The following is a 24,359-nucleotide window of genomic DNA, read 5'->3' on the forward strand; positions in this document are numbered from 1 at the left end:
GGGCCGGGCCCGGGGCGGCCGGTGCAGGGCCGGGCCCGGGGCGGCCGGTGCAGGGCCGGGGAGCGCGGCGGACCCGTGGAGAGCCGGGCCCCAAGGCTGCCCGCGGAGAAGTCAGGCCCAGGGGAGGCCCATCGGTGGGGTCAGGCCCGGGGGCGGCCCATGGCGCGGAAGGTCCATCCGGCGTCGCGCCACACGGCGGGGTCCAGGGCGTTCCGGCCGTCGAGGATGATCCGCTGGTTCACGACCTCGCCGAGCGCGGCGGGGTCGATCTCGCGGAACTCGCGCCACTCGGTCAGGTGCAGCACCACGTCGGCGCCGCGCACCGCCTCCAGTGCGCTGTCGGCGTAGCCGAGGGTGGGGAAGATCCGGCGGGCGTTGTCCATGCCCTTCGGGTCGTACACGGTGACCTGGCCGCCCTGGAGGTGGATCTGCCCGGCCACGTTCAGGGCGGGCGAGTCGCGCACGTCGTCGGAGTCGGGCTTGAAGGCGGCGCCCAGCACTGCGACGCGCTTGCCGAGGAAGGTGCCGTCGCCGAGGGCCTCGCGGGCCATGCCGACCATCTGGCCGCGGCGCCGCATGTTGATGGAGTCGATCTCCCGCAGGAAGGTCAGGGCCTGGTCGGCGCCGAGCTCGCCCGCGCGGGCCATGAAGGCGCGGATGTCCTTCGGCAGGCAGCCGCCGCCGAAGCCGATGCCGGCCCGCAGGAACTTCGCGCCGATGCGGTCGTCGTGCCCGATGGCCTCCGCCAGCTTCGCCACGTCGCCGCCGGCGGCCTCGCAGACCTCGGCCATGGCGTTGATGAAGGAGATCTTCGTGGCGAGGAAGGAGTTCGCGGCGGTCTTGACCAGCTCGGCGGTCGGGAAGTCCGTGACGACGAACGGCGAGCCCTCGCCGATGGGCGTCTCGTACACCTCGCGCAGGATCTTCTCGGCGCGCTCGCTCTCCACGCCGACGACGATCCGGTCCGGGTGCAGGGTGTCCTGCACGGCGAAGCCCTCGCGCAGGAACTCCGGGTTCCAGGCCAGTTCCACGTCGGCCCCGGCGGGGGCGCGGTCGGCGAGCAGACGCGAGAGGCGCTCGGCGCTGCCGACCGGCACGGTGGACTTGCCGACGACGAGACTGGGCTTGCGCAGGTGCGGCACCAGCGACCCGAAGGCCGCGTCGACGTACGTCATGTCGCAGCCGTACTCGCCGTGCCGCTGCGGCGTGTTCACGCACACGAAGTGGACGTCTCCGAACTCTCCGACCTCCTCCCAGGAGGTGGTGAACCGCAGCCGTCCCGTGGAACCCTCGATTCCGGCGACGTGCTTGCGCAGCAGGTCCTCCAGGCCGGGCTCGTACATGGGGACGCGCCCGGCGGCCAGCATCTCGATCTTCTGCGGCAGCACGTCGAGCCCGAGCACGTCGAAGCCGAGTTCCGCCATGGCCGCCGCATGGGTGGCGCCGAGGTAGCCGGTGCCGATCACGGTGATCTTCAGGGCCATGTGTGCTGCTCCTGTGCTGTGCGGGCGGGTGCGCCAGGCGAGCATAGCCGGGCCCCACCTGGGGCATTGTTCCGGCGGCGTGGGCCCTGTCAGCAAGCTCACGCGAGCGCCACATAGGCCCGGGCGCGGGGCGGGCACTAAAATCAGGGTTACTTAACGGTAGTTAGCACGTAGCTCAGGGGAGTGAGAGACAGATGGCGGGAACGCCTGACTTCGATCTGTACCGCCCGTCCGAGGAGCACGACATGCTCCGCGAGACCGTCCGCTCGCTCGCCGAGGCCAAGATCGCCCCGTACGCGGCGGCGGTCGACGAGGAAGCCCGCTTCCCGCAGGAGGCGCTCGACGCCCTGGTCGGCTCCGACCTGCACGCCGTCCACGTCCCGGAGAGCTACGGCGGCGCGGGCGCCGACGCCCTCGCCACGGTGATCGTCATCGAGGAGGTCGCCCGTGTCTGCGCCTCCTCGTCGCTGATCCCCGCGGTGAACAAGCTCGGTTCGCTCCCGGTCGTCCTGTCGGGCTCCGAGGAGCTGAAGCAGAAGTACCTGCGGCCGCTCGCCCAGGGCGACGCGATGTTCTCGTACTGCCTGTCGGAGCCGGACGCCGGCTCCGACGCCGCCGGCATGAAGACGAAGGCGGTCCGCGACGGCGACCACTACGTCCTCAACGGCGTGAAGCGCTGGATCACCAACGCGGGCGTGTCCGAGTACTACACAGTCATGGCGGTCACGGACCCGGAGAAGCGCTCCAAGGGCATCTCCGCCTTCGTGGTGGAGAAGTCCGACGAGGGCGTCTCCTTCGGCGCACCCGAGAAGAAGCTCGGCATCAAGGGCTCCCCGACGCGCGAGGTCTACCTCGACAACGTCCGCATCCCCGCCGACCGCATGATCGGCGAGGAGGGCACCGGCTTCGCCACCGCGATGAAGACCCTGGACCACACCCGCATCACCATCGCGGCGCAGGCCCTCGGCATCGCGCAGGGCGCCCTCGACTACGCCAAGGGCTACGTCAAGGAGCGCAAGCAGTTCGGCAAGCCCATCGCCGACTTCCAGGGCGTCCAGTTCATGCTGGCCGACATGGCGATGAAGCTGGAGGCCGCCCGCCAGCTCACGTACGCGGCCGCCGCGAAGTCGGAGCGCGTCGACGGCGACCTCACCTTCTTCGGCGCCGCCGCGAAGTGCTTCGCCTCGGACGCGGCGATGGAGATCACCACGGACGCGGTGCAGCTCCTCGGCGGCTACGGCTACACCCGCGACTACCCGGTCGAGCGCATGATGCGCGACGCGAAGATCACGCAGATCTACGAGGGCACGAACCAGGTCCAGCGGATCGTGATGGCCCGCAACCTGCCGTAGCCCCTCCGGGCCGCCCCGGCGGCGGCCCCGAAGGCCGCACGCGGCAACGCTCCGGTCCGCCCCGGCGCCGCGGGCGGGCCACCTGCCTCCGCTCGCCGCGGCGGCCACCGCCCCGCACCGACACCGCAGCCCCCGGCCCACGCCGGGGGCTGCTGCCGTACGCGGGTCGGGTGAGGGCCGGGGCCTACGTCACCGGCGCGCGCGGCCAGGGCGGAGGCGCCCGCCGTGCGGCCTTCCCGGCCCGGGCGCTTCCGCGTACGGGCATCCGGTACGGCTCGGCGCGGTTGACCTGCGCGTTCGATGCGGACGGCCCCCGAGATTTGAGTGACTTCTGAGGCGGAATTATGGCCTCCGCCACAGCGTGGGGTCGGTGCCCTTGATGGGGTGGTCTCGACCGAACGGGCACGGGGGTGCTCTGCCTGACCAGCAGGGAGTCCTCGTGTCCGCTGCAAGACCCATGGGGGAACAAGCATGTACACGGGAATCCTTTCCCGCACCGCTCTGCGCCGTACGACCGTGACCGTGGCGAGCGTCGCCGCGGCCGCCGTCTTCACCACCGCCGCCGCCCACGCGGCACCCGCGCGGAGCGCTGACAGCAAGCCGGCGACCGCGGCCGCACAGGCCGCCGCCGTCGTCGAGAAGGCCACCGGCACGGCCGACATCGTGCCCGCCGCGACCACGCCCGAGGGCTCGCTGCGCGCGGTCGTGGCCACGGAGGGCGGCGTGAACACCGTCACCGCCCCCGCCACCGCCCGGGGCGTCGTCGAAGCCTCGGCCGGGGACGCGGACACCGTGGGGATCGGCCTGCCCGACGTGGGCACGTCCTCCGCGACCGCCACCGGCAACGGCACGATCGTCTACTCGGGCGCGGACTCGGCCACCGACCTCGCGGTCCAGCCGACCGTCAACGGCGTCCGCTCCCTGGTCGTCATCAACAACGCCTCCGCCGCCAAGGAGTACCGCTTCGACCTCCACCTGCCGGCCGGCGCCGTGGCGGAGGAGCAGGAGGACGGAAGCGTCACCGTCAGCAGGGGCGAGGAGCTGCTGGGCACCTTCGACGCGCCCTGGGCCAAGGACGCCCGCGGCGCGGCGGTGCCGACGTCGTACCGCGTCGAGGGCGGGGCGCTCGTCCAGACGGTCGGGTTCGACGAGGACACCGCCTTCCCGGTGGTCGCCGACCCGAGCTGGTGGGACCAGACGAAGTTCATCGCCAAGTGCAGCGCCGCCGTCGCGGGCGTCCTGCTGACCTTCCTCCCGGCGGGGTCCAGCATCAAGGTCGCCCGCGCCGTCGCCCTGTTCAAGAAGTACGGTGCCAAGAAGACCGCCACGATCATCTGGCGCTTCGTCAACGGCAAGCGCGTCGGGTCGAAGGAGCGCGAGGCGGTCAAGGCGTTCATCGGCATCACTGCCATCTCCAACGCATGCCAGAAGTGAGGTGACTTCTTTGGGTGTCATCGAGAAGGTGGCCGTCGTGGCGCTGGCGGTCGAGGTCGCGGTGATGGTGCTGGCGCGGGTCGGCACCGAGCGGCGCCACTGGAGCCACTACAAGAAGCGCGGCCCGGTGCCCGACCGCCGCGACGACATCACGCACGCGTCCGGCGTGCTCTACGGGATCGCCGCGCTCGCGGTCGCCGCGGCGGCCTTCACGGTGCCGCTGGAGTGGTCCTTGTCGACCGTCGGGACGTTCGCGCTCTTCGGCGTGCTGCTCCCGGCGCTGGCCGCCAACTCGGTCATGGTCCTGGCGACCCGGGGCCGTCCCGACCGGGCGCCGCGCTGGTCGCAGGGGCTGGCCTACGCGGTGGCCGCGGGCGGCGGGCTGCTCTCGGTCGGCCTCGCCGTCTGACGCCCGCACCGGCGACCACCCGCGCCTGAGGGTCCGGGGCCTGCACGGCCCCGGACCCTCCCGGCTTCCCGGCGGGCCCGGTCAGCCCCGGCAGGTGCTGCCGGGGCTGCTGCGTGGCCGGCCTACCCGTGGCAGGCGCACGTGCAGGTGATGGCGAACCACGGCTCCTCGTCGGGGCCCGGGGCGTCGGAGTCGTACACCTCCATCGGACGGCAGACCTCGTGCTCGCCCCCCTCGCACTCCTGTGTCCGCCCGGACCGCCGGGAATCCGCGATGATCTGCTCCGTCGTCCGCGCCGCGTTCACCGTGTGCCTCCCAGTAGGTCGGACACGTCCGGCAGCGGCGGGAAGTACGGCGCGCAGGCGGGGCACGCGTACACGGCGAACCCCGGGCCACTGGCCTGGTGCACCTCGGACACCACCACCGGCTCCTCCGTGACCCGCTCGCACCGCACGCACAGCCGGACGGGACGCCGCCCGCCCCTCGGCACGCTCACCAGGCCGCCCCGGCGCCCTGCCCGTACGGGAACCCGGGGCGCGGGCCCCATCCCCAGGCGGGGCCGGACCGCGCGCTCCTCCCCTGCCGGGAAGACGCCCCGGCCGCACAGGCCGCCTTCCCTCGGCCGGAGACGGGCCGATCGATGGCATGCGCGGCGACCGGATGCCCTGTGGAACCGCCCTTCAGCAGGCCGAACAGCCGCGCGAGTAGCGCAGCGATAGGGTTTCGCATGTCCGAAGCTCCGTTCTTCGGTAGCCCCTGGGATTCGGCCCTTGCCCGGCCGCCCGGGGGCGCTTCTGTTGGCGCATCCACGTTAGCGCAGTTATCCACGGTTATCTACGGATGCACGGAGACCTGCGGTCACCCACGCTGGCGCCATGGACCTTGATCGCACCCGCCCTCTGTGGAGGCAGATCTCAGCGGAGATCATCCGGCGGATCCAGGACGGGACCTACCCGCCCGGCAGTCGCGTGCCTTCCACGCTGGAGATCGCCCAGGAGTTCGGTGTGGTGAACGCGACCGCGGCGAAGGCCATGCGGCACGTGCGGGAACAGGGGTGGACGCGGGGCGAGGTCGGGTTGGGAACGTTCGTCGCCGACCCGCTGCCGCCCGCCGAGTAGTCGCCCCCCTCCCCGAGGCGCCCGGCGTCACCGGCGCCGCTCGCCACGCCCTGCCGAAGCTCCTTCGAGGCTGGTGGCCGTGCCCCCGGGGCCCTTGCTGCGCAGACTAGGCACTTGTCAGGTGTGTCATGCCAAGACAGGTGACGTCAGCTGATGTCGCAGCTCGACTACGGTCGAGGTATGACTGTCGACCTCGAAGGACCCGAGCCGCTGTACGAGCAGATCGCAGACGAGCTCGGGCGGCGCATCGCCGAAGGCGTCTACGCGCCTCGCCGCCGGGTCCCCTCGGAGGCGGCCATCTGCGACGAGTTCGGCGTGTCCCGCCCGACCGCGCGGGCCGCCATCCAGCTCCTGGGCCGCCGGGGCCTGATCGTCACGGTCCGCGGGAAGGGCTCGTTCGTCACCGAGCAGTCGCCCAGCGAGTGATCGCCTGTCCGCAGCGCCCGCCGTCGCCCGCGCCGCACTTCCGGTCACCGGCGTACGGCAGGCGCTGCGGCCGGCCGGGAGGCGTCAGTGGCCCTCCGGATGTCGGCGCAGGAGGACGTTGCAGTCCGACACCGTGGTCATGTCGCCTCCAGCACGGGCCCGCCGCCGCAGCTCCGCCAACTCCGTGCAACCGGCGCAGCCCTGGACCGGTACGGGCTCCGGTTCCATGCCCAGCGGCAGTTGCACCGGCGGCGCCGGCCACCTCACGGGTTCTGTGGTCATCCTGCTCTCCGACCCCTTCTGCGGCTTGCGCGGTTTACGGGGCGAACGTAGGGCGCCGGGCCTGGCGGACTCCATGGGCTTGCATGTACTTGCACGCCAATCGGTTGGCGCCGACGCACTGTTGACGTGGTCTGCGCAGTACAGCGAGGCTGGTGCAAGCCCGAGCAAGCACCCACCTGAGGGAGCCCCGCCATGGCCGTGGAGTTCGTCGGGATCGACCCCGACACCGACCGGGACCACTGTCCTACCGTGTGGGCGGACACAGCGTCCCAGGAGATCCTGCTTCAAGGATGGAAGCCGAGCCCCGCGACGCTGGCTGCATGCGAGGCGAGCAGTCCCGCCAACGGCCCGGTGCCGGCCACCGAAGCCGTGGTCAGGATCCCGGCCAGGATGATCTCCATCCTCAGGGAGGCATGTGATGCCGTCGAGCGCGCCCAGCTTCGCTGATCTGCTGCTTCGCTGCCAACGGTCCGCGGTTCATCTGGAGTTGCGCGACTCCTACGCCCCGACGGACCGCTTCGAGGCATGGAAGCGGGGAGAGCGGATCGAGTGGGAGGACCGCCAGTCCTGGTGGCATCCCTACGATCAGCTGATCACCGACACCGTGAAGCGAGGCGTGGTCATCCGGCGGGCCCGCATCGTGTCCGAACCCGTCTCCGAGTACATCCGGTGGGAGCACTACGTCACTCGCGCCAATATCACGGCGGGCGAGGAGGTCCGCTGGCTGCCACGGCGTCGGGCCACCGCCATCGCCCTGCCGGGCAACGACTTCTGGCTGTTCGACGACAGCCTCCTCCGCGTGCACCACTTCTCCGGTGACGGAGCCGTGGTCGAGGACGAGATCACCGCCGATCCGGAGGCCGTGAAACTGTGCTCCACCGCATTCGAAGCGGTCTGGGAGCGTGCCGTCCCGCACCACCTGTACGCCATCTGACGAAGGCCGCTCCATGCCCCCGCACCCCTCTTCACACGTCCAGCGAGCCCGCGCGGAGATCGCCGGCCGTCTGCGCGAGATCCGGAAGGACGCGGGAATCACGGGGCGGGAGCTGGCCGCCCGATGCGGCTGGTCGGAGTCGAAGTCGTCCCGCATCGAGAACGCCCGGACCACGCCGTCCGACCAGGACATCCGCACGTGGTGCCGTGCCTGCGCCGCTGACGACCAGATCCCCGACCTGATCGCGGCGAACCGGCAGTCCGCCGACGCCCACGTGCAGTGGCGGCGGCTTCAGCGGACGGGCCTCAGGCGGCTGCAGGAGTCCGCGGGCGACCTGTACCGCCAGACCAGGGTGTTCCGTGTGTACGTATCCGATGTGATCCCCGGATTCCTCCAGACCCCGGGATACGCCACCGCTCTCCTGTCGTCCATCGCGGACTTCCGTGGGACTCCGGATGACGTGAGCGACGCCGTGGCAGCTCGCATGAAGCGCAACGTGGTGCTGAACGGCGGCGTACGCCGCTTCTCGTTCGTGCTGGAGGAGGCGGTTCTGCGGTACCGGTTGTGCAGTACCGAGACCATGGCGGCCCAGCTCGGGCATCTGCTCGGCGTCATGGACCTCCAGAACGTCGCCGTGGGCATCGTTCCGTTCTCGGCTCGGCGAACAATGTGGCCCATGCCGACCTTCACGATCTTCGATGACTCACGGGTGCACGCGGACACGCTGGAGGCCGCCTCCACCCTGACGCAGCCCAGCCAGGTGGACCTCTACGCAAGAGCGTTCGGTCGACTCTCGCAGGCAGCCTCCCGGGGAGCTGCGGCACGCTCGCTCATTTCGGACGCGCTGGCAGTACTCGACTGAGCGGCTCGGCGCGGGCTCTCGATGCACCGTCAAGTCCGCCCTCGACCTGCTTCAGGTCGGAGATGGAGCCCCGGGCGGGCATGGGGTGTGGTCGTCACCGCCGAGCCGAGGGCACGCGGGGCCCGCCGCCTGATGTACCGGCGGTCGCCGTACGGGCGTGCGGGGGGTGCGGGGGGCGCGGTCACCCGTGGGGGTGAGTTGTCCTCGGGCGCGTGGGGCGGGAGGGGCGGGGGCGCTATACAGGCGGGATGTCTGTAGGCATCGGCGTATGCGCCACCGACCACACACTTGAGTACCGCGGATTCCGGTTCGTCGCCCGCACGACGGACGGGGGGCAACGCGGGACGGAGCCCGTCGTGCTGCTCGGCGGGTCCTCGCAGGACCGGTTCTCCTGGCTGCGGTACGAGCGATGGCTGCTGCCGCACGGCGGCATGGTGACCCTGGACCTGCCCGGATACGGCGACGCCGATCCGCTGCCGGTGGAGCACGGCATGGACTTCCTCGGTGAAGCCGTGCGGCACGCCCTCGACGCGTTGGAGCTGCCGCGCGTGAACGTGTTCGGCGCCTGCTTCGGCGCCTCCATCGCCCTGCGGTTCGCGCAGCGGAACCCTGACCGGGTCGCGCGGCTGATGCTCGGCGGTACCGCCGTGCACACCTCGCCCGAGTACGTCGCGTCCGCGCACCGGTGGCGCCGCATGGCGGACGCCGGGCGGCTCGACGCGCTCGCCGAGGACCTCGTCGAGCAGTTCATGGCTCCGCCGGACCGCGGGGTGGTGCGGCGGCGGGCGGCCGTGGCGCGGCTGATGCGACAGCGGTTCGGGAGCATGACGGAGCGGCAGCTGACCATGGACGTCACGCACCACGAGCGGCTCCTGACCCACCCGTGGAGCGTGCCCGACCGGTCCGTCACCGCCCCGGTGCTGGTCTTCACCGGCGAGCACGACGTGCTGACGCCGCCCGCCGTGGGACGCAGCGTCGCCGCGGAGCTCGGCGGACTGTTCACCACCATCAGGGAGTCGGACCACCTGGTGCAGCTGGAGCGGGACGCCGAACTGGCCGATCTGATGGTTCGCTTCTTCACCGACCGGCCGCTCGGCGACCTCCCGTACCTGACCCCCGTCGAGCGCTGCGCGCCCGTGTAGCGTCAGCCGTCCAGTTCCTCCAGGGTCGCCGTGGACGGGCCGCGGCGGCCGGCCGCGTCCCGGGCGACCGCTTCCGCGTCGCGCAGGACACGGACCGCGTTGTGCCAGGTCAGCTTCGCGATGTCGGCGCGTGACCAGTGGCGTGCCAGGAGTTCCGCGACGAGGTTCGGGTAGCCCGCCACGTCGTCGAGACCGGCCGGGGTGAAGGCGGTGCCGTCGAAGTCGCCGCCGATGCCGACGTGGTCGACGCCCGCCGCCTCGCGCATGTGGTCGAGGTGGTCCGCGACGGTCGCCGCCGTGGCGACCGGGCGGGGGTGCGCCTGCTCGAACTCCGCGTGCAGGCGCATCGCCTCCGGCGTGGTGTCGAGGTGGTGGAAGCCGTGCGACCGCAGGTTCTCGTCCGCCCTCGCCGTCCATTCCACCGCCGCGGGCAGGATGAACTTCGGCACGAACGTCGCCATGGCCACGCCGCCGTTCGCGGGGAGGCGCTCCAGCACGTCGTCCGGGACGTTCCTCGGGTGGTCGCAGACCGCCCGGGAGGAGGAGTGCGAGAAGATCACCGGCGCTTCGGTGGCGTCCAGGGCGTCGCGCATCGTCGTCGCCGCCACGTGGGACAGGTCCACCAGCATGCCCAGGCGGTTCATCTCGCGGACCACCTCGCGGCCGAAGGCGGACAGGCCGCCGACCGCCGGGACGTCCGTCGCCGAGTCGGCCCACGCGATGTTGTCGTTGTGCGTGAGCGTCATGTAGCGCACGCCCAGGGCGTACAGGGCGCGCAGGGCGGCCAGCGACGCGTTGATGGAGTGGCCGCCCTCGGCGCCCTTCAGGGAGGCGATGCGGCCCTCCGCGCGGGCCCGCTCCATGTCGTCCGCCGTGCGGGCGGGCGCCAGCCGGTCCGCGTGGCGCGCCACGAGCCGGTCCACGCAGTCGATCTGCTCCAGCGTCGCGGTGACCGCGCGGTCCCCCGCGAAGTCGCTGCGGACGTACACCGACCAGAACTGGGCGCCGACGCCGCCCGCGCGGAGGCGGGCGAGGTCGGTGTGGAGGCGACCCGTCTGGTCCGCCGCGATGTCCAGCCGGCCGAGGTCGTAGCCGCCCTGGGTGCGCAGCGCCCACGGCAGGTCGTTGTGGCCGTCCACGACCGGGTGCTCGGCGAGCAGGCCGCGGGCCTCCGCGAGGCGGTCCGCCCGGGCCGTCACTGCGCGGAGCCGTACGACGCCGCGCCCTCGACCTTCGCCCGCAGGCGCTTGCCCTTCTCCGTGGCCTGGTCGTTGAGGTCCTGCTGGAACTCCTTCATCCGGGCGAGGAGGTCCGGGTCCTGGGCCGCGAGGATGCGGGCCGCGAGCAGGCCGGCGTTGCGGGCGCCCGCCACGGACACCGTGGCGACGGGGACGCCCGCCGGCATCTGGACGATCGACAGCAGGGAGTCCATGCCGTCCAGGTACTTCAGCGGCACCGGGACGCCGATGACGGGCAGCGGGGTGACCGAGGCGAGCATGCCGGGCAGGTGGGCCGCGCCGCCGGCGCCCGCGACGATCGCCTTGAGGCCGCGGTCGGCGGCCCGCTCGCCGTACGCGACCATCTCGCGGGGCATGCGGTGCGCGGAGACGACGTCGACCTCGTACGGGATCTCGAACTCGTCGAGCGCCTGGGCCGCGGCCTCCATGACGGGCCAGTCGGAGTCCGAGCCCATGACGATGCCGACGAGCGGGGCGGGTGCGTTACTCAACGATCGTTCCTCGCAGGTAGTCGGCGGCGTGGCGGGCGCGCTCCAGCACGTCGTCCAGGTCGTCGCCGTAGGTGTTGACGTGGCCCACCTTGCGGCCCGGCTTCACGTCCTTGCCGTACATGTGGATCTTGAGCTTGGGGTCCCGGGCCATGCAGTGCAGGTAGCCCTGGTACATGTCGGGGTAGTCGCCGCCGAGGACGTTCGCCATGACCGTCCAGGTCGCGCGGGGGCGCGGGTCGCCCAGCGGCAGGTCGAGGACCGCGCGGACGTGGTTGGCGAACTGCGAGGTGACCGCGCCGTCCTGGGTCCAGTGGCCGGAGTTGTGCGGGCGCATCGCCAGCTCGTTGACGAGGATCCGGCCGTCGCGGGTCTCGAACAGCTCGACGGCGAGGTGGCCCACCACGCCCAGCTCGCGGGCGATGCGCAGGGCCAGTTCCTGGGCCTCCACGGCCCGGGCCTCGGGGAGGTCCGGGGCGGGGGCGATGACGGTGTCGCAGACGCCGTCGACCTGCCGGGACTCCACGACGGGGTAGGCCACGGCCTGGCCGTGCGGGGAGCGGACGACGTTCGCCGCCAGCTCGCGCACGAAATCGACCTTCTCCTCCGCGAGGACGGGGACGCCCGCGAGGAACGGGGCGGCCGCCTCCTCCTCGGAGCGGACGAACCACACGCCCTTGCCGTCGTAGCCGCCGCGGACCGTCTTCAGGATGACCGGGAAGCCGCCGGCCTCCCGGGCGAACGCGGCCGCGTCGGCCGGGTCCGCGACGATGCGGTGGCGCGGGCTGGGCGCGCCGATCGCGTCGAGCTTCGCCCGCATCACGCCCTTGTCCTGGGCGTGCACCAACGCGTCGGGCCCCGGGCGGACGGGGATGCCGTCCGCTTCCAGGGCCCTGAGGTGCTCGGTGGGCACGTGCTCGTGATCGAACGTGATCACGTCGCACCCGCGCGCGAAGTCACGCAGCGTGTCCAGGTCGCGGTAGTCGCCGATGACGACATCGCTCACGACCTGGGCCGCGGAATCCTGGGGCGTGTCACTGAGGAGCTTGAATCTGATGCCGAGGGGGATGCCCGCCTCGTGGGTCATACGGGCGAGCTGACCGCCGCCGACCATGCCGACTACCGGGAACGTCACCCTTCCAGGGTATCGGGCGCCCGCACGGGACCCGTTAGGTACTCCTCCTCGTGCTCTCCCGGGGTTCCCCGGCGTTCCTCCTGAGCCCGCGCGTCACCCGGGTGGTGGTGGTTAGCATGACGGAGTTGACGCATTCGACCGGACGGGGCTGAAAGATCACGATGAGTGAGCGCGGCGTGCTGCGGGCGCGGCTTGACCGGCTACTCCGGGAGGTCGCCAAGTTCGGTCTGGTCGGCGGTGTGGGGCTGCTGGTCAACATGGCGGTGTTCAACCTGGTCCGGCACGCGACGGAGATCCCCGTCGTCCGGGCCAGTCTGATCGCGACCGTGGTGGCCATCGCGTGCAACTACGTGGGGTTCCGCTACTTCACGTACCGCGACCGGGACAAGACGGGGCGGACCCGTGAGATGACGCTGTTCCTGGTGTTCAGTGTGGTGGGCCTGGTGATCGAGAACGGGGTGCTCTACACCGCCACCTACGGGTTCGGCTGGGACACCCCGCTGCAGAACAACGTCTTCAAGTTCTCGGGGATCGCCGTGGCGACGCTGTTCCGGTTCTGGTCGTACCGGACGTGGGTGTTCCGTGCGCTGCCCGCGGCGGCGGAGCCCGCGGGCGGGGCCTCGGTGCAGGACCGGCCCGCCCTGGAGGACCCGGCCCCCGCGGCGGCGGGGCACGGCAGCCGGTAGGCGCGGCGGCCCCCCGGGCCGCCCGGCCGGTACCCGGCTCTCCCCCTCTGAGGGGCTCGTACCGCTGTGAGGGACTCGTGCCGCGCGTCCTGGCGGCCGCGTGACCGTGCGCCTCGCCTCGCCTCCGGGGAGGAGCGCCACCCCGGGCCCAGCCCCCGTCGGCTCTCGGCAGGGCGGCAGCGCCGCAGCGGGACCGGCCGTACGGTCCCGGGCGGTGCCGCCGGCACGGCCTCCGCGGGCGGCCCCGCCGGTGGGCGCGAACAGGTCGCGGGCGGGTACGGGGCTCGGCGGACGCCGGCCCGGCGCGGGGTGCCCGTGCCCCGGAGGCGCCGCCCGGCCTCCGCGGGTCAGCGGACGGGGCGGGTCGTCGGGGCCGGGGCGGGACTGCCGACCTCGCGGCTGAGGAAGAGGGCGAAGACCGCGGGCTTCAGCTGGACCAGCTCCAGGCGGCCGCCGTCGGCCTCGGCGAGGTCCCGGGCCACGGCCAGGCCGATACCCGTCGAGTTCCGGCCGCTGATGGCCCGCTCGAAGATCCTCGCGCCCAGATCGGCCGGGACGCCCGGGCCCTCGTCGGAGACCTCCACGACGGTCTGGTTGCCGGTGACGCGGGTGCGCAGGGCGACGGTGCCGCCGCCGTGCATGAGGGAGTTCTCGATCAGCGCGGCCAGCACCTGGGCGACCGCGCCCGGCGTGCCGACGGCCCGCATGCCGGTCTTCCCGGACCGTACGAGCGCTCGGCCGGCGCTGCGGTAGGCGGGCCGCCACTCGTCGATCTGCTGCTTGACGACCTCGTCGACGTCGAAGGCGACGGCGGAGCCCGTACGGGGGTCGCGGGAGTTCGTCAGCAGCCGCTGGACGACGTCGGTGAGCCGCTCCACCTGGGCGAGGGCGGCGTGTGCCTCCTCCTGGACCGTCTCGGGGTCGTCGGTGACCGCGATCTCCTCCAGCCGCATGGACAGGGCGGTCAGCGGAGTGCGGAGCTGGTGCGAGGCGTCGGCGGCGAGCCTCCGCTCGGCGGTGAGCATCCGCCCGATGCGCTCCGCGGACGCGTCCAGCACGTCGGCGACCCGGTCCAGCTCGGGCACGCCGTACCGCTTGTGGCGGGGCCTGGGGTCGCCGGAGCCGAGCCGTTCCGCGGTCTCGGCGAGGTCGGTGAGCGGCGCGGCGAGCCGGTTGCCCTGCCGTACGGCGAGGAGGACGGCGGTGATCACGGCGAGCAGCGCGACGGCGCCGATGATCAGCAGGGTGCGGCCCACCTCGCGCAGGACGCCGGACCGGGACTCCTCCACGGTGACCTTCTCGCCGTGCTCCCCTATGGCGGTGCCGCGGATGACGCTGCCGTCGGGGCGGGAACCCACCTCGATGGGGGGCTCGCCGGGGATCTCGATGCGGGCGTACCGCTCGGCGCCGCTCTGGTCGGCGAGGATGTCCGGGTCGACGGGCTCGCCGCCGATGAGCCGGCTGTCGACGATGCTGGCGAGGCGCACCGCCTCGGAGTCGACGCTCTCCTGGGCGCTGCTGCTGATGGTGCGGGTCTCCACGATGACGAGGGAGACGCCGAAGAGGGCGATGACCACCAGCACGACGGCGAGGGTGGAGTTGATGAGCCGACGGCGCACGGCGGGGCTCTAGCTCTTCTCGAAGCGGAAGCCGACGCCGCGGACGGTCGCGATGTAGCGGGGGTTGGCCGCGTCGTCGCCGAGCTTCTTGCGGAGCCAGGAGATGTGCATGTCGAGGGTCTTGGTGGAGGACCACCAGGTGGTGTCCCAGACCTCGCGCATGAGCTGGTCGCGGGTGACCACGCGGCCGGCGTCGCGGACGAGGACCCGCAGCAGGTCGAACTCCTTCGCGGTGAGCTGGAGTTCTTCGTCGCCCATCCAGGCGCGGTGCGACTCGACGTCGATGCGGACGCCGTGCGTGGCGGGCTGGGCGGCGGGCTCGGCCGCGCCGCGCCGCAGCAGGGCGCGGACCCGGGCGAGCAGCTCGGCGAGGCGGAACGGCTTGGTGACGTAGTCGTCGGCGCCCGCGTCGAGCCCGACGACGGTGTCGACCTCGTCGGCGCGGGCGGTCAGGACGAGGATCGGCAGCGTGTGCCCCTCGGCGCGCAGCCTGCGGCATACCTCCAGGCCGTCCATGCCCGGCAGCCCCAGGTCGAGGACGATCAGGTCGATCCCGCCGCGCAGGCCCGCTTCGAGCGCGCCGGGCCCGTCCTCACGGACCTCGACCTCGTACCCCTCCCGCCGCAGCGCGCGGGCCAGCGGTTCCGAGATGGATGCGTCGTCCTCGGAGAGCAGTACTCGGGTCATGGGGTGATGGTAGTCCGCGGGGTGCGCCGTCCGTGAGGAGACGGAAGCAAGATCATCGAGACCTGCGGTCACGGGGGCTCATTCAGCGGATGACCTTTGAACGTGCGCACACGGTTCCATGATCGCCTGTGATCCATCTCTCAAGTCCTTCCATTTCCCTCTGTGTCATGGCGTATGGTGGCGAGACGCTTGTTGCGGTAATCGGGGACCTTTGGCGCCATCGCTCATCTGATGCGGCAAGGGTCTCTTTTTCTGCGCGGCGTACGCATCCGAAGGACCAACCAGTTGGCCGGACTCCGCCCCCCGTGAGAGGTGCGGCGGGGTATGGATCCCGGAACGGCTACCCCGAACCGGTGCCGGCCACCCCCCACGCGGGCGCCCGCGGCCCGACCGGCCGCACGCGTCCCGAGACAACAAGGATCTTGACCATGGCGTCCAGCCTGACGAAGGACTCGGCGGGCCTCCCCGCCCACGAGAGGACCCTTCTCGGCCACCCCCGCGGCCTGGCTTTCCTCTTCATGACCGAGATGTGGGAGCGCTACAGCTACTACGGCATGCGCGCCCTGCTCGTGCTGTACCTGTCGGCCAAGGCCGCCGACGGCGGTCTCGGCTTCGAGGACGCGACGGCCATCGCGATCTACTCCGTCTACAACGCGATGGTGTACCTGCTCGCCCTGCCGGGCGGCTGGTTCGGCGACCGCGTCTGGGGCGCCCGCAAGACGGTCGCGGTCGCCGGCACGATCATCATGATCGGCCACTTCTTGCTCGCGGTGCCCCTGGAGGCGTCGTTCTTCGCCGGCCTCGCGTTCATCGCGGCCGGCTCCGGCCTGCTGAAGGCCAACATCTCGACGATGGTCGGCCACCTGTACCGGGACAAGAACGACCCGCGCCGGGACGGCGGCTTCACGATCTTCTACATGGGCATCAACCTGGGTGCCTTCGTCGCGCCCCTCACCATCGGCCTCGTCGGCCAGACGGTGAACTGGCACCTGGGCTTCGCCATGGCCGGTGTCGGCATGGCCCTCGGCCTGCTCTTCTACTTCCTCGGCTTCCGCAGCCTCGCGCCCGCGTCGAGCATGGTGCCGGCCCCGCTGTCCGCCGCCGAGCGCACCGGCCTCGTCAAGAAGGCCCTGATCTGGCTGGCCGTCGCCGGCGCCGCGTACGCCCTGGTCGGCCTGGCCGGCGTGTTCACGATCGACTGGGTGCTGTGGCCGCTGACCGTCCTGGGCCTCGCCCTGCCGACGTACTACCTGGTCAAGGTGCGGCGCGACCGCGACCTGGAGCCGGTGGAGCGGTCCCGGATGTCGGCGTACGCCTGGTTCTTCGTGGCCGCCGCCGCGTTCTGGGCGATCTACGACCAGACCGGCTCCACGCTCAGCCTCTTCGCGAAGAACAACACCGAGAACACCCTGTTCGGCTTCGACTTCCCGTCGAGCTGGTTCCAGTCGCTGAACCCGCTGTACGTGATGGCGCTCGCGCCGGTCTTCGCCTGGCTGTGGGTGGCGCTGTCACGGCGCGGCAAGGAGCCGAGCACGCTCAGCAAGTTCGCGACCGGTCTGGTGATGATCGGCGGCTCCTTCTTCGTGATGATGCTGGCGCAGGCCGCGTCGTCGGGCGGCGTCAAGGTCACGCCGCTGTGGCTGTGCTCGGTGTACCTGATCCAGACGGTGGGCGAGCTGACCCTCTCCCCCGTCGGCCTGTCGCTGACGACGAAGCTGGCTCCGGCGAAGTACGCCTCCCAGATGATGGGCGTCTGGTTCCTCGCGGTGACCGCGGGCTCCTCCGTGATCTCGCTGCTGCAGCTCGTGGGCGCGCCCACGGACACCGCGTGGTGGTTCGCCAGCCAGGGCGCCGTCGCCGTGCTGGGCGGTTTCGCGATCTTCATGTTCCGCAAGAAGGTGCAGCCGCTGATGGGCGGCGTGCACTGACCTTCCGGTCGGCGCGCCCGGTCACCGGCGCACCCCGGCCTTCCGGTCCTCCCGGGGGCGCCGCACCGGCAGGGTGCGGCGCCCCCGGCGCGTCCGGGGCGGCGGGCCGCACGGCACGTCGCGCGGAAGGCGGGCACCGGATGCCGGGTCCGGCGCCGGGGCCGGACCGGCGCCGCTACCGGGGCGGCACATCCGCAGCGGGGCCGCCGCCCGGACGGCGGCCGTGCCGCTCCCGGCCGGCCTGCGGTGCTTCAGCGGCGGCGGGCGGGATGCCTATAGTGCAGCGACCCGGCGGGCAGGCGCCCGGGCGGGCCGTGCCAAGGGGGAGGGACCGATGTCGGACACCGTGCACGAGGCGGACTCGGCGGAGCAGGCACCGCGGAGACGCGGCCGCGGCGCCGGACGGCGGCCCCGGCGCGGCCGGCGGATCGCCGTCCTCGTCCTGGCCGCCGTCGTCCTGGGCTGCGCCGGCGCCGCCTGGTGGGCGTACCGCGGCCTGGACGCCAACATCAGCAGCGTGGACCTCGGCCGGGCGCTCGGCGACGACCGCCCGCAGAAGGCCCCGAGCGCCCTGGAGGCCACGAACCTGCTGGTCCTCGGCTCCGACTCGCGGGCCGGCGACAACGCGCAGCTCGACGGCGGCGCCGTCGGCGGCGCCCGGTCCGACACGGCGCTCGTGGTGCACGTCTCGGCGGACCGGTCGAAGGCGGTCGCCGTGTCCATCCCGCGCGACACGCTCGTGGACCGGCCGTCCTGCACCGGGGCAGGAGGCGGCGAAGTGGGTCCCGCATCGCGCGTGATGTTCAACTCGGTGTACTCGACGGGCGGCTCGGCGTGCGTCGTCAAGACGGTGGAGAAGATGTCCGGGGTGCGCATCGACCACCTGATGGAGATCGACTTCGCCGGGTTCAAGGACCTCGTCGACGAGCTGGGCGGCGTCACGGTCAAGGTCGAGGAGCCCATCCGGGACACCAAGGGCGGCTTCACCCTGGAGCCCGGGACGCACCGGCTGAACGGCACGGACTCGCTGAAGTTCGTCCGGACCCGGTACGGCTACCGGGACGGCAGCGACCTGGGGCGCATAGGGCTCCAGCAGCAGTTCCTCGTGGCGCTGCTGAAGGAGGTCAAGCAGCAGGACCTGCTGGGCAGCCCGGCAAAGGCGTACCGGATCGCGCAGTCCGCCACGAAGGCGCTGACGACGGACGAGGAGCTGGCGTCGTTGACCGCGCTCGCGGAGTTCGGGCGCAGCATGCAGGGCATCGACCCCGCGACGATGGACACGATCATGCTGCCGGTCGCCTACGACAAGGCCGACCCGAACCGGGTGGTGCCGGCGGAGCCGCAGGCGGGCGAGCTGTGGAAGGCGATCCGGGAGGACGCCCCGGTACCGGAGAGCGCCCGCACGTCCCCCGCCACGGCGGGCTGACGCCGACGACGATGCCCCGGGCCCGCACACGGACGTGCAGGGCCCGGGGCGCGCGCATGCCTGCCGGGTCCCGCGCGGTGCGCCCGTCCGGCGGACGGACGGCTGCACCTGCTGCACGGGAAGCCCGGCTCGTCGATGCTCCGGAGCCGCGGGACGCCGGTGCAAAGAGGTCTGGCGGAAGGGCGGTTGGGGAGTGCGCCCCCGGCGTTCCCCCAGGGCACGTGATACGTTCGATCACGGATTCGCCCCCCTGAAGGCGTGATCGACTGCGGCGCGCCTCCTCCACCGCGACGGGAGAACGCATGCGGCTCGAACGGCTCAACAGGGAGGCGCACGCGCACCTCCGCCTCAACCAGACGACGGACCTGTCGTACGCCGGAAGCACGCACCTGGTGGACCTGGCGGCCGTGGAGTTCGTGCAGGCCGCCGCCGACTTCCCCATCGTCTTCCTGGACGAGGACGGAATGACCCCGAAGGGCCTCCTCGGCCTCCAGGACGGGGTGAACTCCTTCGTCCGGGACGACGGCCGCTGGCGGGAACCGGCGTACGTACCGGGAGTCATACGGATGTTCCCCTTCCTGCTGAGCGACGACGGGGACGGCGACATCGGCGTGTACGTCGACCTCGACTTCACCGGCTGGGACACCACGCACGGCAAGCGCCTCTTCGAGGACGACGGCAGCGACGCCCCCTACCTGCACGAGGTGATGGAGTTCCTGCGCGGCGCGGTCGTGGAGGAGCGGCGCACCCGGGACTTCATGGGGGACCTGGAGCGCCTGGAGCTGCTGCGGCCCATGACGCTGACGTTCGAGCACCCGGAGCGCGCCTTCACCGTCGGCGACCTCTGGACGGTGGACGAGGACCGGCTCCAGGCGCTGCCCTACGGGGAGGTGGCGCTCCTCCACAGCAAGGGGTACCTGGCGTGCATCCACGCCCACCTGCTGTCCCTGCACCAGGGGACCAAGCTCCTCTACCGGCTGATGGGCGACTGATCCCGCTCCGCCCGAGGGCAGTGCACGGACCCTCCGCGTTCGTCCGGTTCCTTCACCCGGGCACCCCGCGGGCGGCCGCGCCTGCCATCATGGGCGGTCTCGCGCGACGGGCGCGCGGGGGCGAGGTGCATGGGGGTGCGATGGCGGCGGTGACCGGTACCGGGACGCGGATGACCTGGGGTGAGGCGCTCGCGAGGCTGCGGGGGGCGCAGAAGGCGGCCAAGGGGGTGTCGCTGTACTCGCGGTTCGTCAACCGGCCCGCGGGACGGGTGCTCGCCGCGACGTCCTACGCGGCCCGGCTCACCCCCAACCAGGTGACCCTGGTCAGCGCGGCCTTCAGCTTCGCCGCGGTGGCCGCCATCGCCCTGGCCCCGCCGTCGTGGGCGGCCGGGGTGCTCATATGGGCGGCGCTGGCCGTCGGGTTCGCCTTCGACTCCGCCGACGGGCAGCTGGCCCGGCTGCGCGGCGGTGGCAGCCCCGCCGGCGAGTGGCTGGACCACGTCGTCGACTGCGCGAAGACCACCGGACTGCACATCGCCGTGCTCATCGCCTTCTACCGGCACCCGCAGTTCTTCGGCGTCGAGGGGTCCGAGCTGTGGCTGCTGCTGCCGCTCGGCTTCCTGACGGCGGCGATCGTCACGTTCTTCGGCGGGCTGCTCACCGAGCAGCTCAAGCCCCGGCCGGCGCCGGGCAGCGCCCCGCCACCGCCGTCGACGCTGCGCGCGGTGGCGCTGCTGCCCGTCGACCACGGGGTCTTCTGCGCGGTGTTCGTCCTGCTCGGCGGCGGCGAGCTGTTCCTGTGGGGGTACGGGCTGCTGGGTGCCGCCGCCGCGCTCTACCTGCCCCTGTTCCTGGCCAAGTGGTTCCGCGAACTCGACCGGGCGGGCCGGGGCTAGCGGCTCCGCCGGCTCAGCCGGGCAGGCCGGAGCCGCTCTCGGCGGCCGGCGCCGGCGGCTGCGTCAGCGTGTCCAGGGCGCGGCGCAGCTGCGTGCTGGACGTGTGCACCGTGTACGGGAAGTAGACGACGTCCACGCCGACCGCCGCGAAGTCGGCCTCCAGCCGGTCGCCCTTCGGCGTGCCCCGCCAGTCGTCGCCCTTGAACAGCACGTCGAAGCGGACCTGCTTCCACGTCTCCAGCTTGTCGGGAACCGTCTCGACGAACGCGGCGTCGACGTACTTGATGTTCCGGACGATCTCCAGCCGCTCGATGAGCGGGATCACCGGACGGCGCCCCTTGGCCCGCTCCGCCATCTCGTCCGACACCACTCCGGCGACCAGGTAGTCGCAGTGCTGCCGGGCATGGCGAAGGATGTTCAGGTGCCCTATGTGGAAAAGGTCGTAGGCACCCGGGGCGTATCCGACCCGGTATCCTCGGCGCTCCGACATGGCTTGCTTGCCCCCCTCTGAGACGTTCCGCCCCCCGTGTTCCGCGATGACAGTACCGTGCACGCCTCGTGGAGGACAGGTGAACGAGGGACGGGTGAACGACTAGGGTGCACGAGCCATCGTTCGTCACAAGGGGGGCAGCCGATGCCGGACACACGTCCGTCGGAGCCGGAGGGCATACCGCAGCAGGGCCGTGGGCGGCGGGTGCTGCTCGTGTCCACGAACTACGCGCCCGAGCACACCGGCATCGGCCCGTACGCCACGCAGATAGCGGAGCACTGGGCGGCGGCCGGCCACGAGACGCACGTGCTGGCGGGCATGCCGCACTACCCGGCCTGGTCGGTCGACCAGGACTACCGGGGCGCGTGGCGGCGCACCGAACAGCGGGGCGGCGTGACCGTGCACCGACGCCGGCACACCGTACCGGCCCGGCAGACAGCCGTGCGCAGGGCGCTGTTCGAGGCGTCGGTGCTGGCGCACAAACTGACCGCGCCGCCGCGCATGGGCCGCCCGGACGCGGTGTCCGCGCAGCTGCCCAGCCTGGCGGGCGGCGTGGCGGGGGCCCGGCTGGCGGCCCGGTGGGGCGTGCCGTACGTGCCCGTCGTGCAGGACCTGATGGGGGCGGCGGCGGCGCAGAGCGGCATCGAGGGCGGTGACCGGGCGGCGGCGGCAGCGGCCCGCGTCGAGGGGTACGTGCTGCGGCGCGGCACCCTCGTCGGGGTCATCCACGAGACGTTCGTGGACCGGGTCAGGGCCCTGGGCGTGCCGGCCGACCGCATCCGGATCGTGCCGAACTGGTCCCACGTGGCGGCGCCGTCCGCACCCCGGGAGGAGACCCGCGCCCGGCTCGGCTGGGCACCCACCGACACCGTCGTCCTGCACGCCGGGAACATGGGCCTCAAGCAGGGGCTCGACGTGCTCGTGGAGACGGCCCGCCTGGACCCGCGGGTGCGGGTGGTGCTGATGGGCGACGGCAACCAGCGCGAGGCGCTCGGCGAGCTGGCGCGGGGCGTGCCGAACCTGGAGTTCCTGGCGCCGGCCGGGACGGACGACTTCCCCGACGTGCTCGCCGCGGCCGACGTGCTGGCCGTGACGCAGCGGGCCTCGGTGCTCGACATGAGCGTGCCGTCCAAGCTGACCTCGTACTTCGCCGCGGGGCGCCCGGTCGTGGCGTCCGTCGCCGACGGCGGGGGCACCGCCGGGGAGGTGCTGCGGTCGGGGGCCGGCGTGCTCGTCCCGCCGGAGGACCCCTCGGCGCTGCTGGCGGCGGTCCGTACGCTTGCTGCGGACCCGGAGAAGGCACGGGAACTGGGGGCGGCCGGACCGCGTCATGTGGAGGCGCACCTCGGCCGGGCCGCAGGGCTCGCCCGCTACGACGCGCTCCTCGACGAGGCACTGTCGCTGGCGGCGGCGGTGCCGGGGCCGGCACGGCGGGAAGCGGCAGCAGGAGGGGCTGACAGGTGACGCAGCAGGCGCAGGGCGGTGGGGCGGTGGGGCCGGTGCCCGCCACCGTGATGGTGGAGGACGAACCGGACCTCCTGCGGGACCAGTTCCGGCAGTTGCTGCGGTATCCGCGGCTGATCGCCGGCGGTGTGCTGATCGGCCTGCTGGGCGGCGCCTGGCTGGGCTACAGCACCTCCGACACGTACGTGGCGACGAGCGACGTGGTGCTGCGGGTGCCGGTCGAGGACCCCTTCAACCCGAGCATCGCGGTCGAGAAGACCCTCGACATGAACACCGAGCGGCAGGCAGCGACGAGCCGCCGCACCGCCGAGCGGGCGGCCGAGGAGCTCGGGTACGCCGGGGACCCGTCGAACCTGCTGACGGACCTCCAGGTGACCAACCCGCCGAAGTCGCTGGTGCTGCGGTTCGCCTACACCAGCGGTGACCCGGCGGCGTCGGCGGAGCGCGCCAACGCGCTCGTGGAGGCGTACCTCGCGGACCGGCGGGAGCAGACCGAGCACACCCGCGACACGATGATCAAGGGGCTGCAGCAGCAGCTCGACCCGGTCGCGAAGCGCCACGACGAGCTGGCGGAGAAGCTGGAGGGCCGCAGCGGCTCCGACGTGGAGGCCGACTACACCGTCAAGGCGAACCTGCTCAACCGCATGACGGAGCTGAGCAACCGCATCAGCAAGCTGAAGGCGCTCGACATGACGCCGGGCAAGGTGCTGAAGACGGCGACGCCGCCGGCCTCGTCGGACGGGCCGGGCTGGCCGCTGTCGCTGGGGCTGGGCGGCGCCGTCGGCATCGCGCTGGGCCTGCTGCTGGCATGGGTGCGGCTGGTGTTCGACCCGGCGGCCCGGTCGGAGGGCGACGTGGCGCGGGCGCTGCGCGCCCCGGTCCTCGGTTCGCTGCCGCGGGTCGCGGAGAGCCAGCCGCTGCTGGCGGAGAACCGGGACGACTCGCCGCTCGCCGAGGAGTACCGGTCGATCGCCTACCGCCTCGCCTACGACCAGCGGTTCGCCGACCGGCGGCGGCTGCTCGTGGCGGCGCCGCGCGGCTCCAGCCGCACGGCGGCGGCGGTGGCCGTCAACCTCGCCGCGTCGTTCGCGGAGACCGGCAAGCGGGTGCTGATCGTGGAGGCGGAGCTGCGCAGGCCGTCGCTGGAGAACCAGCTGCGGGCCCGGGAGATCAACCGCCCCGCCTGGCGGCACGACGCGGAGAGCGGCGCCGCGACCAGCGGCTGGCCCGGCAAGCGCCGGCTGACCGTGGACGCCGGGGAGTCGGGCAGCTTCGAGCTGGTGCCGGGTGCCCGGGTGCGGAACGTGGCGCGGGCGCTGACGTCGCCGGAGATGTCCCGGCTCGTCGAGGAGGCCGACGACCCGCGGGTCACGGTCATCGTGCTGACCCCGCCGGTCTTCGCGTACGCCGACGCGCTGGCGCTGGTGGACCGGGTGGACGGGGTGCTGGTCGTGTGCGACCCGCGCGGTGTGCACCGCTCCCAGCTCGCCCGGCTGCGGGACCTGATAACGGGTGCGGGCGGCACCGTGCTGGGCACGGTCATGCACCGCGGGGAGCGCGGCAAGGACGCGTCCCCCAAGGGCGGGAACCGCCGCAAGGGCGGCGGGCGCGGCCAGCGCGGCGGCTCCTCGGCGGCGGACGGTGACGGGGGCTACGCCGACGCCGGGTACGCCGACGCTGGTGACGCGGACGCCGGATACGGCGAGGGCGGCTACGACGGCGCGGAGTCCGGCGGCGGGGCCCGTGACGACGCGTACGACGGCGGACGTGAGCGCCGCTTCGAGGACCGCGACGACGCGCTCGGCGACGGCACCTCCACGATGGCGCTGCGCACGGTGTCGCCCCGCGACCGGTCGTGAGCACCCCG

Annotated in this window: 25 protein-coding genes; 16 read left to right on the forward strand and 9 right to left on the reverse strand. The window is 72.6% G+C overall.

Annotation, left to right across the window (positions count from 1 at the left end):
- Positions 1 to 140: 140 nt before the first annotated feature.
- Positions 141 to 1,484, reverse strand: a complete 1,344-nt coding sequence (locus BJP40_RS28215) for a UDP-glucose/GDP-mannose dehydrogenase family protein (RefSeq protein ID WP_071283236.1) — start codon at positions 1,482 to 1,484, stop codon at positions 141 to 143.
- Positions 1,485 to 1,678: 194 nt separating this feature from the next.
- Between BJP40_RS28215 and BJP40_RS28220 the strand changes: the two genes are divergently transcribed.
- The 3 genes from BJP40_RS28220 to BJP40_RS28230 all read left to right on the forward strand — a co-directional run bounded on the left by BJP40_RS28220 (position 1,679) and on the right by BJP40_RS28230 (position 4,679).
- Positions 1,679 to 2,836: an acyl-CoA dehydrogenase gene (locus tag BJP40_RS28220; protein ID WP_071263851.1), complete on the forward strand. Its 1,158-nt coding sequence runs from the start codon at positions 1,679 to 1,681 to the stop codon at positions 2,834 to 2,836.
- A 471-nt stretch (positions 2,837 to 3,307) separates the two neighbouring features.
- Positions 3,308 to 4,270, forward strand: a complete 963-nt coding sequence (locus tag BJP40_RS35995; protein WP_071283237.1) for a hypothetical protein — start codon at positions 3,308 to 3,310, stop codon at positions 4,268 to 4,270.
- 1 nt (position 4,271) lies between these two features.
- Positions 4,272 to 4,679 (forward strand): hypothetical protein, encoded by a 408-nt coding sequence (locus BJP40_RS28230; protein ID WP_226962621.1) that lies wholly within the window; start codon positions 4,272 to 4,274, stop codon positions 4,677 to 4,679.
- A gap of 122 nt (positions 4,680 to 4,801) precedes the next feature.
- Here the strand turns inward: BJP40_RS28230 and BJP40_RS28235 are convergent, their stop codons facing one another.
- A complete protein-coding gene (locus BJP40_RS28235) occupies positions 4,802 to 4,984 on the reverse strand; it encodes a hypothetical protein (RefSeq protein WP_071263840.1) in 183 nt (60 codons plus the stop codon).
- Positions 4,985 to 5,554: 570 nt separating this feature from the next.
- On the opposite strand from BJP40_RS28235, the gene BJP40_RS28245 reads away from it, so the two are divergent.
- Together BJP40_RS28245 and BJP40_RS28250 are read left to right on the forward strand one after the other, a co-directional pair.
- The gene (locus BJP40_RS28245; protein WP_071263836.1) at positions 5,555 to 5,797 is read left to right on the forward strand and encodes a GntR family transcriptional regulator; all 243 of its coding nucleotides are present in this window, start codon (positions 5,555 to 5,557) and stop codon (positions 5,795 to 5,797) included.
- Between the two features lie 180 nt (positions 5,798 to 5,977).
- Entirely contained in the window at positions 5,978 to 6,223 is a 246-nt protein-coding gene (locus BJP40_RS28250) for a GntR family transcriptional regulator (RefSeq protein ID WP_071263862.1), read from the forward strand.
- 84 nt (positions 6,224 to 6,307) lie between these two features.
- Here the strand turns inward: BJP40_RS28250 and BJP40_RS32435 are convergent, their stop codons facing one another.
- Positions 6,308 to 6,505 carry a hypothetical protein gene (locus BJP40_RS32435; protein ID WP_079171536.1) on the reverse strand — a complete coding sequence of 66 codons (198 nt, stop codon included), beginning with the start codon at positions 6,503 to 6,505 and terminating at the stop codon, positions 6,308 to 6,310.
- Positions 6,506 to 6,697: 192 nt separating this feature from the next.
- Here BJP40_RS32435 and BJP40_RS28255 point away from each other — a divergent pair, with 192 nt between their 5' ends.
- From BJP40_RS28255 to BJP40_RS28270, 4 genes are all read left to right on the forward strand, one after another.
- The gene (locus tag BJP40_RS28255) at positions 6,698 to 6,952 is read left to right on the forward strand and encodes a hypothetical protein (RefSeq protein WP_071283239.1); all 255 of its coding nucleotides are present in this window, start codon (positions 6,698 to 6,700) and stop codon (positions 6,950 to 6,952) included.
- Positions 6,924 to 7,439, forward strand: coding sequence for a DUF6879 family protein (locus BJP40_RS28260; RefSeq protein ID WP_071283241.1), 516 nt, complete (start codon positions 6,924 to 6,926; stop codon positions 7,437 to 7,439). The genes BJP40_RS28255 and BJP40_RS28260 overlap by 29 nt, the downstream gene beginning before the upstream one ends.
- A gap of 13 nt (positions 7,440 to 7,452) precedes the next feature.
- A complete protein-coding gene (locus tag BJP40_RS28265; protein WP_071283243.1) occupies positions 7,453 to 8,301 on the forward strand; it encodes a helix-turn-helix transcriptional regulator in 849 nt (282 codons plus the stop codon).
- A 248-nt stretch (positions 8,302 to 8,549) separates the two neighbouring features.
- The gene (locus tag BJP40_RS28270) at positions 8,550 to 9,443 is read left to right on the forward strand and encodes an alpha/beta fold hydrolase (protein WP_071270126.1); all 894 of its coding nucleotides are present in this window, start codon (positions 8,550 to 8,552) and stop codon (positions 9,441 to 9,443) included.
- A 2-nt stretch (positions 9,444 to 9,445) separates the two neighbouring features.
- Here BJP40_RS28270 and BJP40_RS28275 read toward each other — a convergent pair whose 3' ends face one another.
- The 3 genes from BJP40_RS28275 to BJP40_RS28285 are packed head-to-tail and all read right to left on the reverse strand — an operon-like array spanning position 9,446 to position 12,304.
- Positions 9,446 to 10,642 (reverse strand): dipeptidase, encoded by a 1,197-nt coding sequence (locus BJP40_RS28275; protein ID WP_071283245.1) that lies wholly within the window; start codon positions 10,640 to 10,642, stop codon positions 9,446 to 9,448.
- Positions 10,639 to 11,136 (reverse strand): 5-(carboxyamino)imidazole ribonucleotide mutase, encoded by a 498-nt coding sequence (gene purE, locus BJP40_RS28280; RefSeq protein WP_371258708.1) that lies wholly within the window; start codon positions 11,134 to 11,136, stop codon positions 10,639 to 10,641. The genes BJP40_RS28275 and purE overlap by 4 nt, the downstream gene beginning before the upstream one ends.
- Positions 11,137 to 11,164: 28 nt before the next feature.
- The gene (locus BJP40_RS28285; protein ID WP_079169401.1) at positions 11,165 to 12,304 is read right to left on the reverse strand and encodes a 5-(carboxyamino)imidazole ribonucleotide synthase; all 1,140 of its coding nucleotides are present in this window, start codon (positions 12,302 to 12,304) and stop codon (positions 11,165 to 11,167) included.
- Between the two features lie 161 nt (positions 12,305 to 12,465).
- Between BJP40_RS28285 and BJP40_RS28290 the strand changes: the two genes are divergently transcribed.
- Positions 12,466 to 12,990, forward strand: a complete 525-nt coding sequence (locus BJP40_RS28290; RefSeq protein WP_071283249.1) for a GtrA family protein — start codon at positions 12,466 to 12,468, stop codon at positions 12,988 to 12,990.
- Between the two features lie 347 nt (positions 12,991 to 13,337).
- Here BJP40_RS28290 and BJP40_RS28295 read toward each other — a convergent pair whose 3' ends face one another.
- Together BJP40_RS28295 and BJP40_RS28300 are read right to left on the reverse strand one after the other, a co-directional pair.
- Entirely contained in the window at positions 13,338 to 14,609 is a 1,272-nt protein-coding gene (locus tag BJP40_RS28295) for an ATP-binding protein (RefSeq protein WP_071283250.1), read from the reverse strand.
- A gap of 9 nt (positions 14,610 to 14,618) precedes the next feature.
- Positions 14,619 to 15,296 (reverse strand): response regulator transcription factor, encoded by a 678-nt coding sequence (locus tag BJP40_RS28300; protein ID WP_071264972.1) that lies wholly within the window; start codon positions 15,294 to 15,296, stop codon positions 14,619 to 14,621.
- Positions 15,297 to 15,724: 428 nt separating this feature from the next.
- On the opposite strand from BJP40_RS28300, the gene BJP40_RS28305 reads away from it, so the two are divergent.
- The 4 genes from BJP40_RS28305 (at position 15,725) to BJP40_RS28320 (ending at position 20,538) form a co-directional block, all read left to right on the forward strand.
- Positions 15,725 to 17,224, forward strand: coding sequence for a peptide MFS transporter (locus BJP40_RS28305; RefSeq protein ID WP_071264974.1), 1,500 nt, complete (start codon positions 15,725 to 15,727; stop codon positions 17,222 to 17,224).
- 334 nt (positions 17,225 to 17,558) lie between these two features.
- Complete coding sequence (locus BJP40_RS28310; RefSeq protein WP_071283252.1) at positions 17,559 to 18,650, forward strand: LCP family protein; 1,092 nt, start codon at positions 17,559 to 17,561, stop codon at positions 18,648 to 18,650.
- 302 nt (positions 18,651 to 18,952) lie between these two features.
- Positions 18,953 to 19,642, forward strand: a complete 690-nt coding sequence (locus BJP40_RS28315; RefSeq protein ID WP_071264978.1) for a SapC family protein — start codon at positions 18,953 to 18,955, stop codon at positions 19,640 to 19,642.
- 170 nt (positions 19,643 to 19,812) lie between these two features.
- Positions 19,813 to 20,538 carry a CDP-alcohol phosphatidyltransferase family protein gene (locus BJP40_RS28320; RefSeq protein ID WP_071283271.1) on the forward strand — a complete coding sequence of 242 codons (726 nt, stop codon included), beginning with the start codon at positions 19,813 to 19,815 and terminating at the stop codon, positions 20,536 to 20,538.
- A gap of 13 nt (positions 20,539 to 20,551) precedes the next feature.
- On the opposite strand, the gene BJP40_RS28325 is transcribed toward BJP40_RS28320, so the two are convergent.
- Positions 20,552 to 21,028, reverse strand: coding sequence for an adenylyltransferase/cytidyltransferase family protein (locus BJP40_RS28325; RefSeq protein WP_071283254.1), 477 nt, complete (start codon positions 21,026 to 21,028; stop codon positions 20,552 to 20,554).
- 144 nt (positions 21,029 to 21,172) lie between these two features.
- Between BJP40_RS28325 and BJP40_RS28330 the strand changes: the two genes are divergently transcribed.
- On the forward strand, positions 21,173 to 22,492 hold the full coding sequence (locus tag BJP40_RS28330; RefSeq protein WP_079171537.1) for a glycosyltransferase family 4 protein: 1,320 nt from the start codon (positions 21,173 to 21,175) through the stop codon (positions 22,490 to 22,492).
- Positions 22,489 to 24,351 carry a hypothetical protein gene (locus BJP40_RS28335; RefSeq protein ID WP_071283255.1) on the forward strand — a complete coding sequence of 621 codons (1,863 nt, stop codon included), beginning with the start codon at positions 22,489 to 22,491 and terminating at the stop codon, positions 24,349 to 24,351. Before BJP40_RS28330 ends, BJP40_RS28335 begins: the two co-directional genes overlap by 4 nt.
- The last annotated feature ends 8 nt before the right edge of the window (positions 24,352 to 24,359 follow it).

Origin of the sequence: Streptomyces sp. CC53, assembly GCF_001865245.1 — a bacterium.
Lineage (GTDB): Bacteria > Actinomycetota > Actinomycetes > Streptomycetales > Streptomycetaceae > Streptomyces.

Excerpts from the sequence above, each read along its gene's own strand:
- BJP40_RS28215 (WP_071283236.1), bottom strand. The coding sequence starts at position 1,484 with ATGGCCCTGAAGATCACCGTGATCGGCACCGGCTACCTCGGCGCCACC.
- BJP40_RS28220 (WP_071263851.1), top strand. The coding sequence starts at position 1,679 with ATGGCGGGAACGCCTGACTTCGATCTGTACCGCCCGTCCGAGGAGCAC.
- BJP40_RS35995 (WP_071283237.1), top strand. The coding sequence starts at position 3,308 with ATGTACACGGGAATCCTTTCCCGCACCGCTCTGCGCCGTACGACCGTG.
- BJP40_RS28245 (WP_071263836.1), top strand. The coding sequence starts at position 5,555 with ATGGACCTTGATCGCACCCGCCCTCTGTGGAGGCAGATCTCAGCGGAG.
- BJP40_RS28250 (WP_071263862.1), top strand. The coding sequence starts at position 5,978 with ATGACTGTCGACCTCGAAGGACCCGAGCCGCTGTACGAGCAGATCGCA.
- BJP40_RS32435 (WP_079171536.1), bottom strand. The coding sequence starts at position 6,505 with ATGACCACAGAACCCGTGAGGTGGCCGGCGCCGCCGGTGCAACTGCCG.
- BJP40_RS28255 (WP_071283239.1), top strand. The coding sequence starts at position 6,698 with ATGGCCGTGGAGTTCGTCGGGATCGACCCCGACACCGACCGGGACCAC.
- BJP40_RS28260 (WP_071283241.1), top strand. The coding sequence starts at position 6,924 with ATGCCGTCGAGCGCGCCCAGCTTCGCTGATCTGCTGCTTCGCTGCCAA.
- BJP40_RS28265 (WP_071283243.1), top strand. The coding sequence starts at position 7,453 with ATGCCCCCGCACCCCTCTTCACACGTCCAGCGAGCCCGCGCGGAGATC.
- BJP40_RS28270 (WP_071270126.1), top strand. The coding sequence starts at position 8,550 with ATGTCTGTAGGCATCGGCGTATGCGCCACCGACCACACACTTGAGTAC.
- purE (WP_371258708.1), bottom strand. The coding sequence starts at position 11,136 with ATGGGCTCGGACTCCGACTGGCCCGTCATGGAGGCCGCGGCCCAGGCG.
- BJP40_RS28290 (WP_071283249.1), top strand. The coding sequence starts at position 12,466 with ATGAGTGAGCGCGGCGTGCTGCGGGCGCGGCTTGACCGGCTACTCCGG.
- BJP40_RS28300 (WP_071264972.1), bottom strand. The coding sequence starts at position 15,296 with ATGACCCGAGTACTGCTCTCCGAGGACGACGCATCCATCTCGGAACCG.
- BJP40_RS28305 (WP_071264974.1), top strand. The coding sequence starts at position 15,725 with ATGGCGTCCAGCCTGACGAAGGACTCGGCGGGCCTCCCCGCCCACGAG.
- BJP40_RS28310 (WP_071283252.1), top strand. The coding sequence starts at position 17,559 with ATGTCGGACACCGTGCACGAGGCGGACTCGGCGGAGCAGGCACCGCGG.
- BJP40_RS28315 (WP_071264978.1), top strand. The coding sequence starts at position 18,953 with ATGCGGCTCGAACGGCTCAACAGGGAGGCGCACGCGCACCTCCGCCTC.
- BJP40_RS28320 (WP_071283271.1), top strand. The coding sequence starts at position 19,813 with ATGACCTGGGGTGAGGCGCTCGCGAGGCTGCGGGGGGCGCAGAAGGCG.
- BJP40_RS28325 (WP_071283254.1), bottom strand. The coding sequence starts at position 21,028 with ATGTCGGAGCGCCGAGGATACCGGGTCGGATACGCCCCGGGTGCCTAC.
- BJP40_RS28330 (WP_079171537.1), top strand. The coding sequence starts at position 21,173 with ATGCCGGACACACGTCCGTCGGAGCCGGAGGGCATACCGCAGCAGGGC.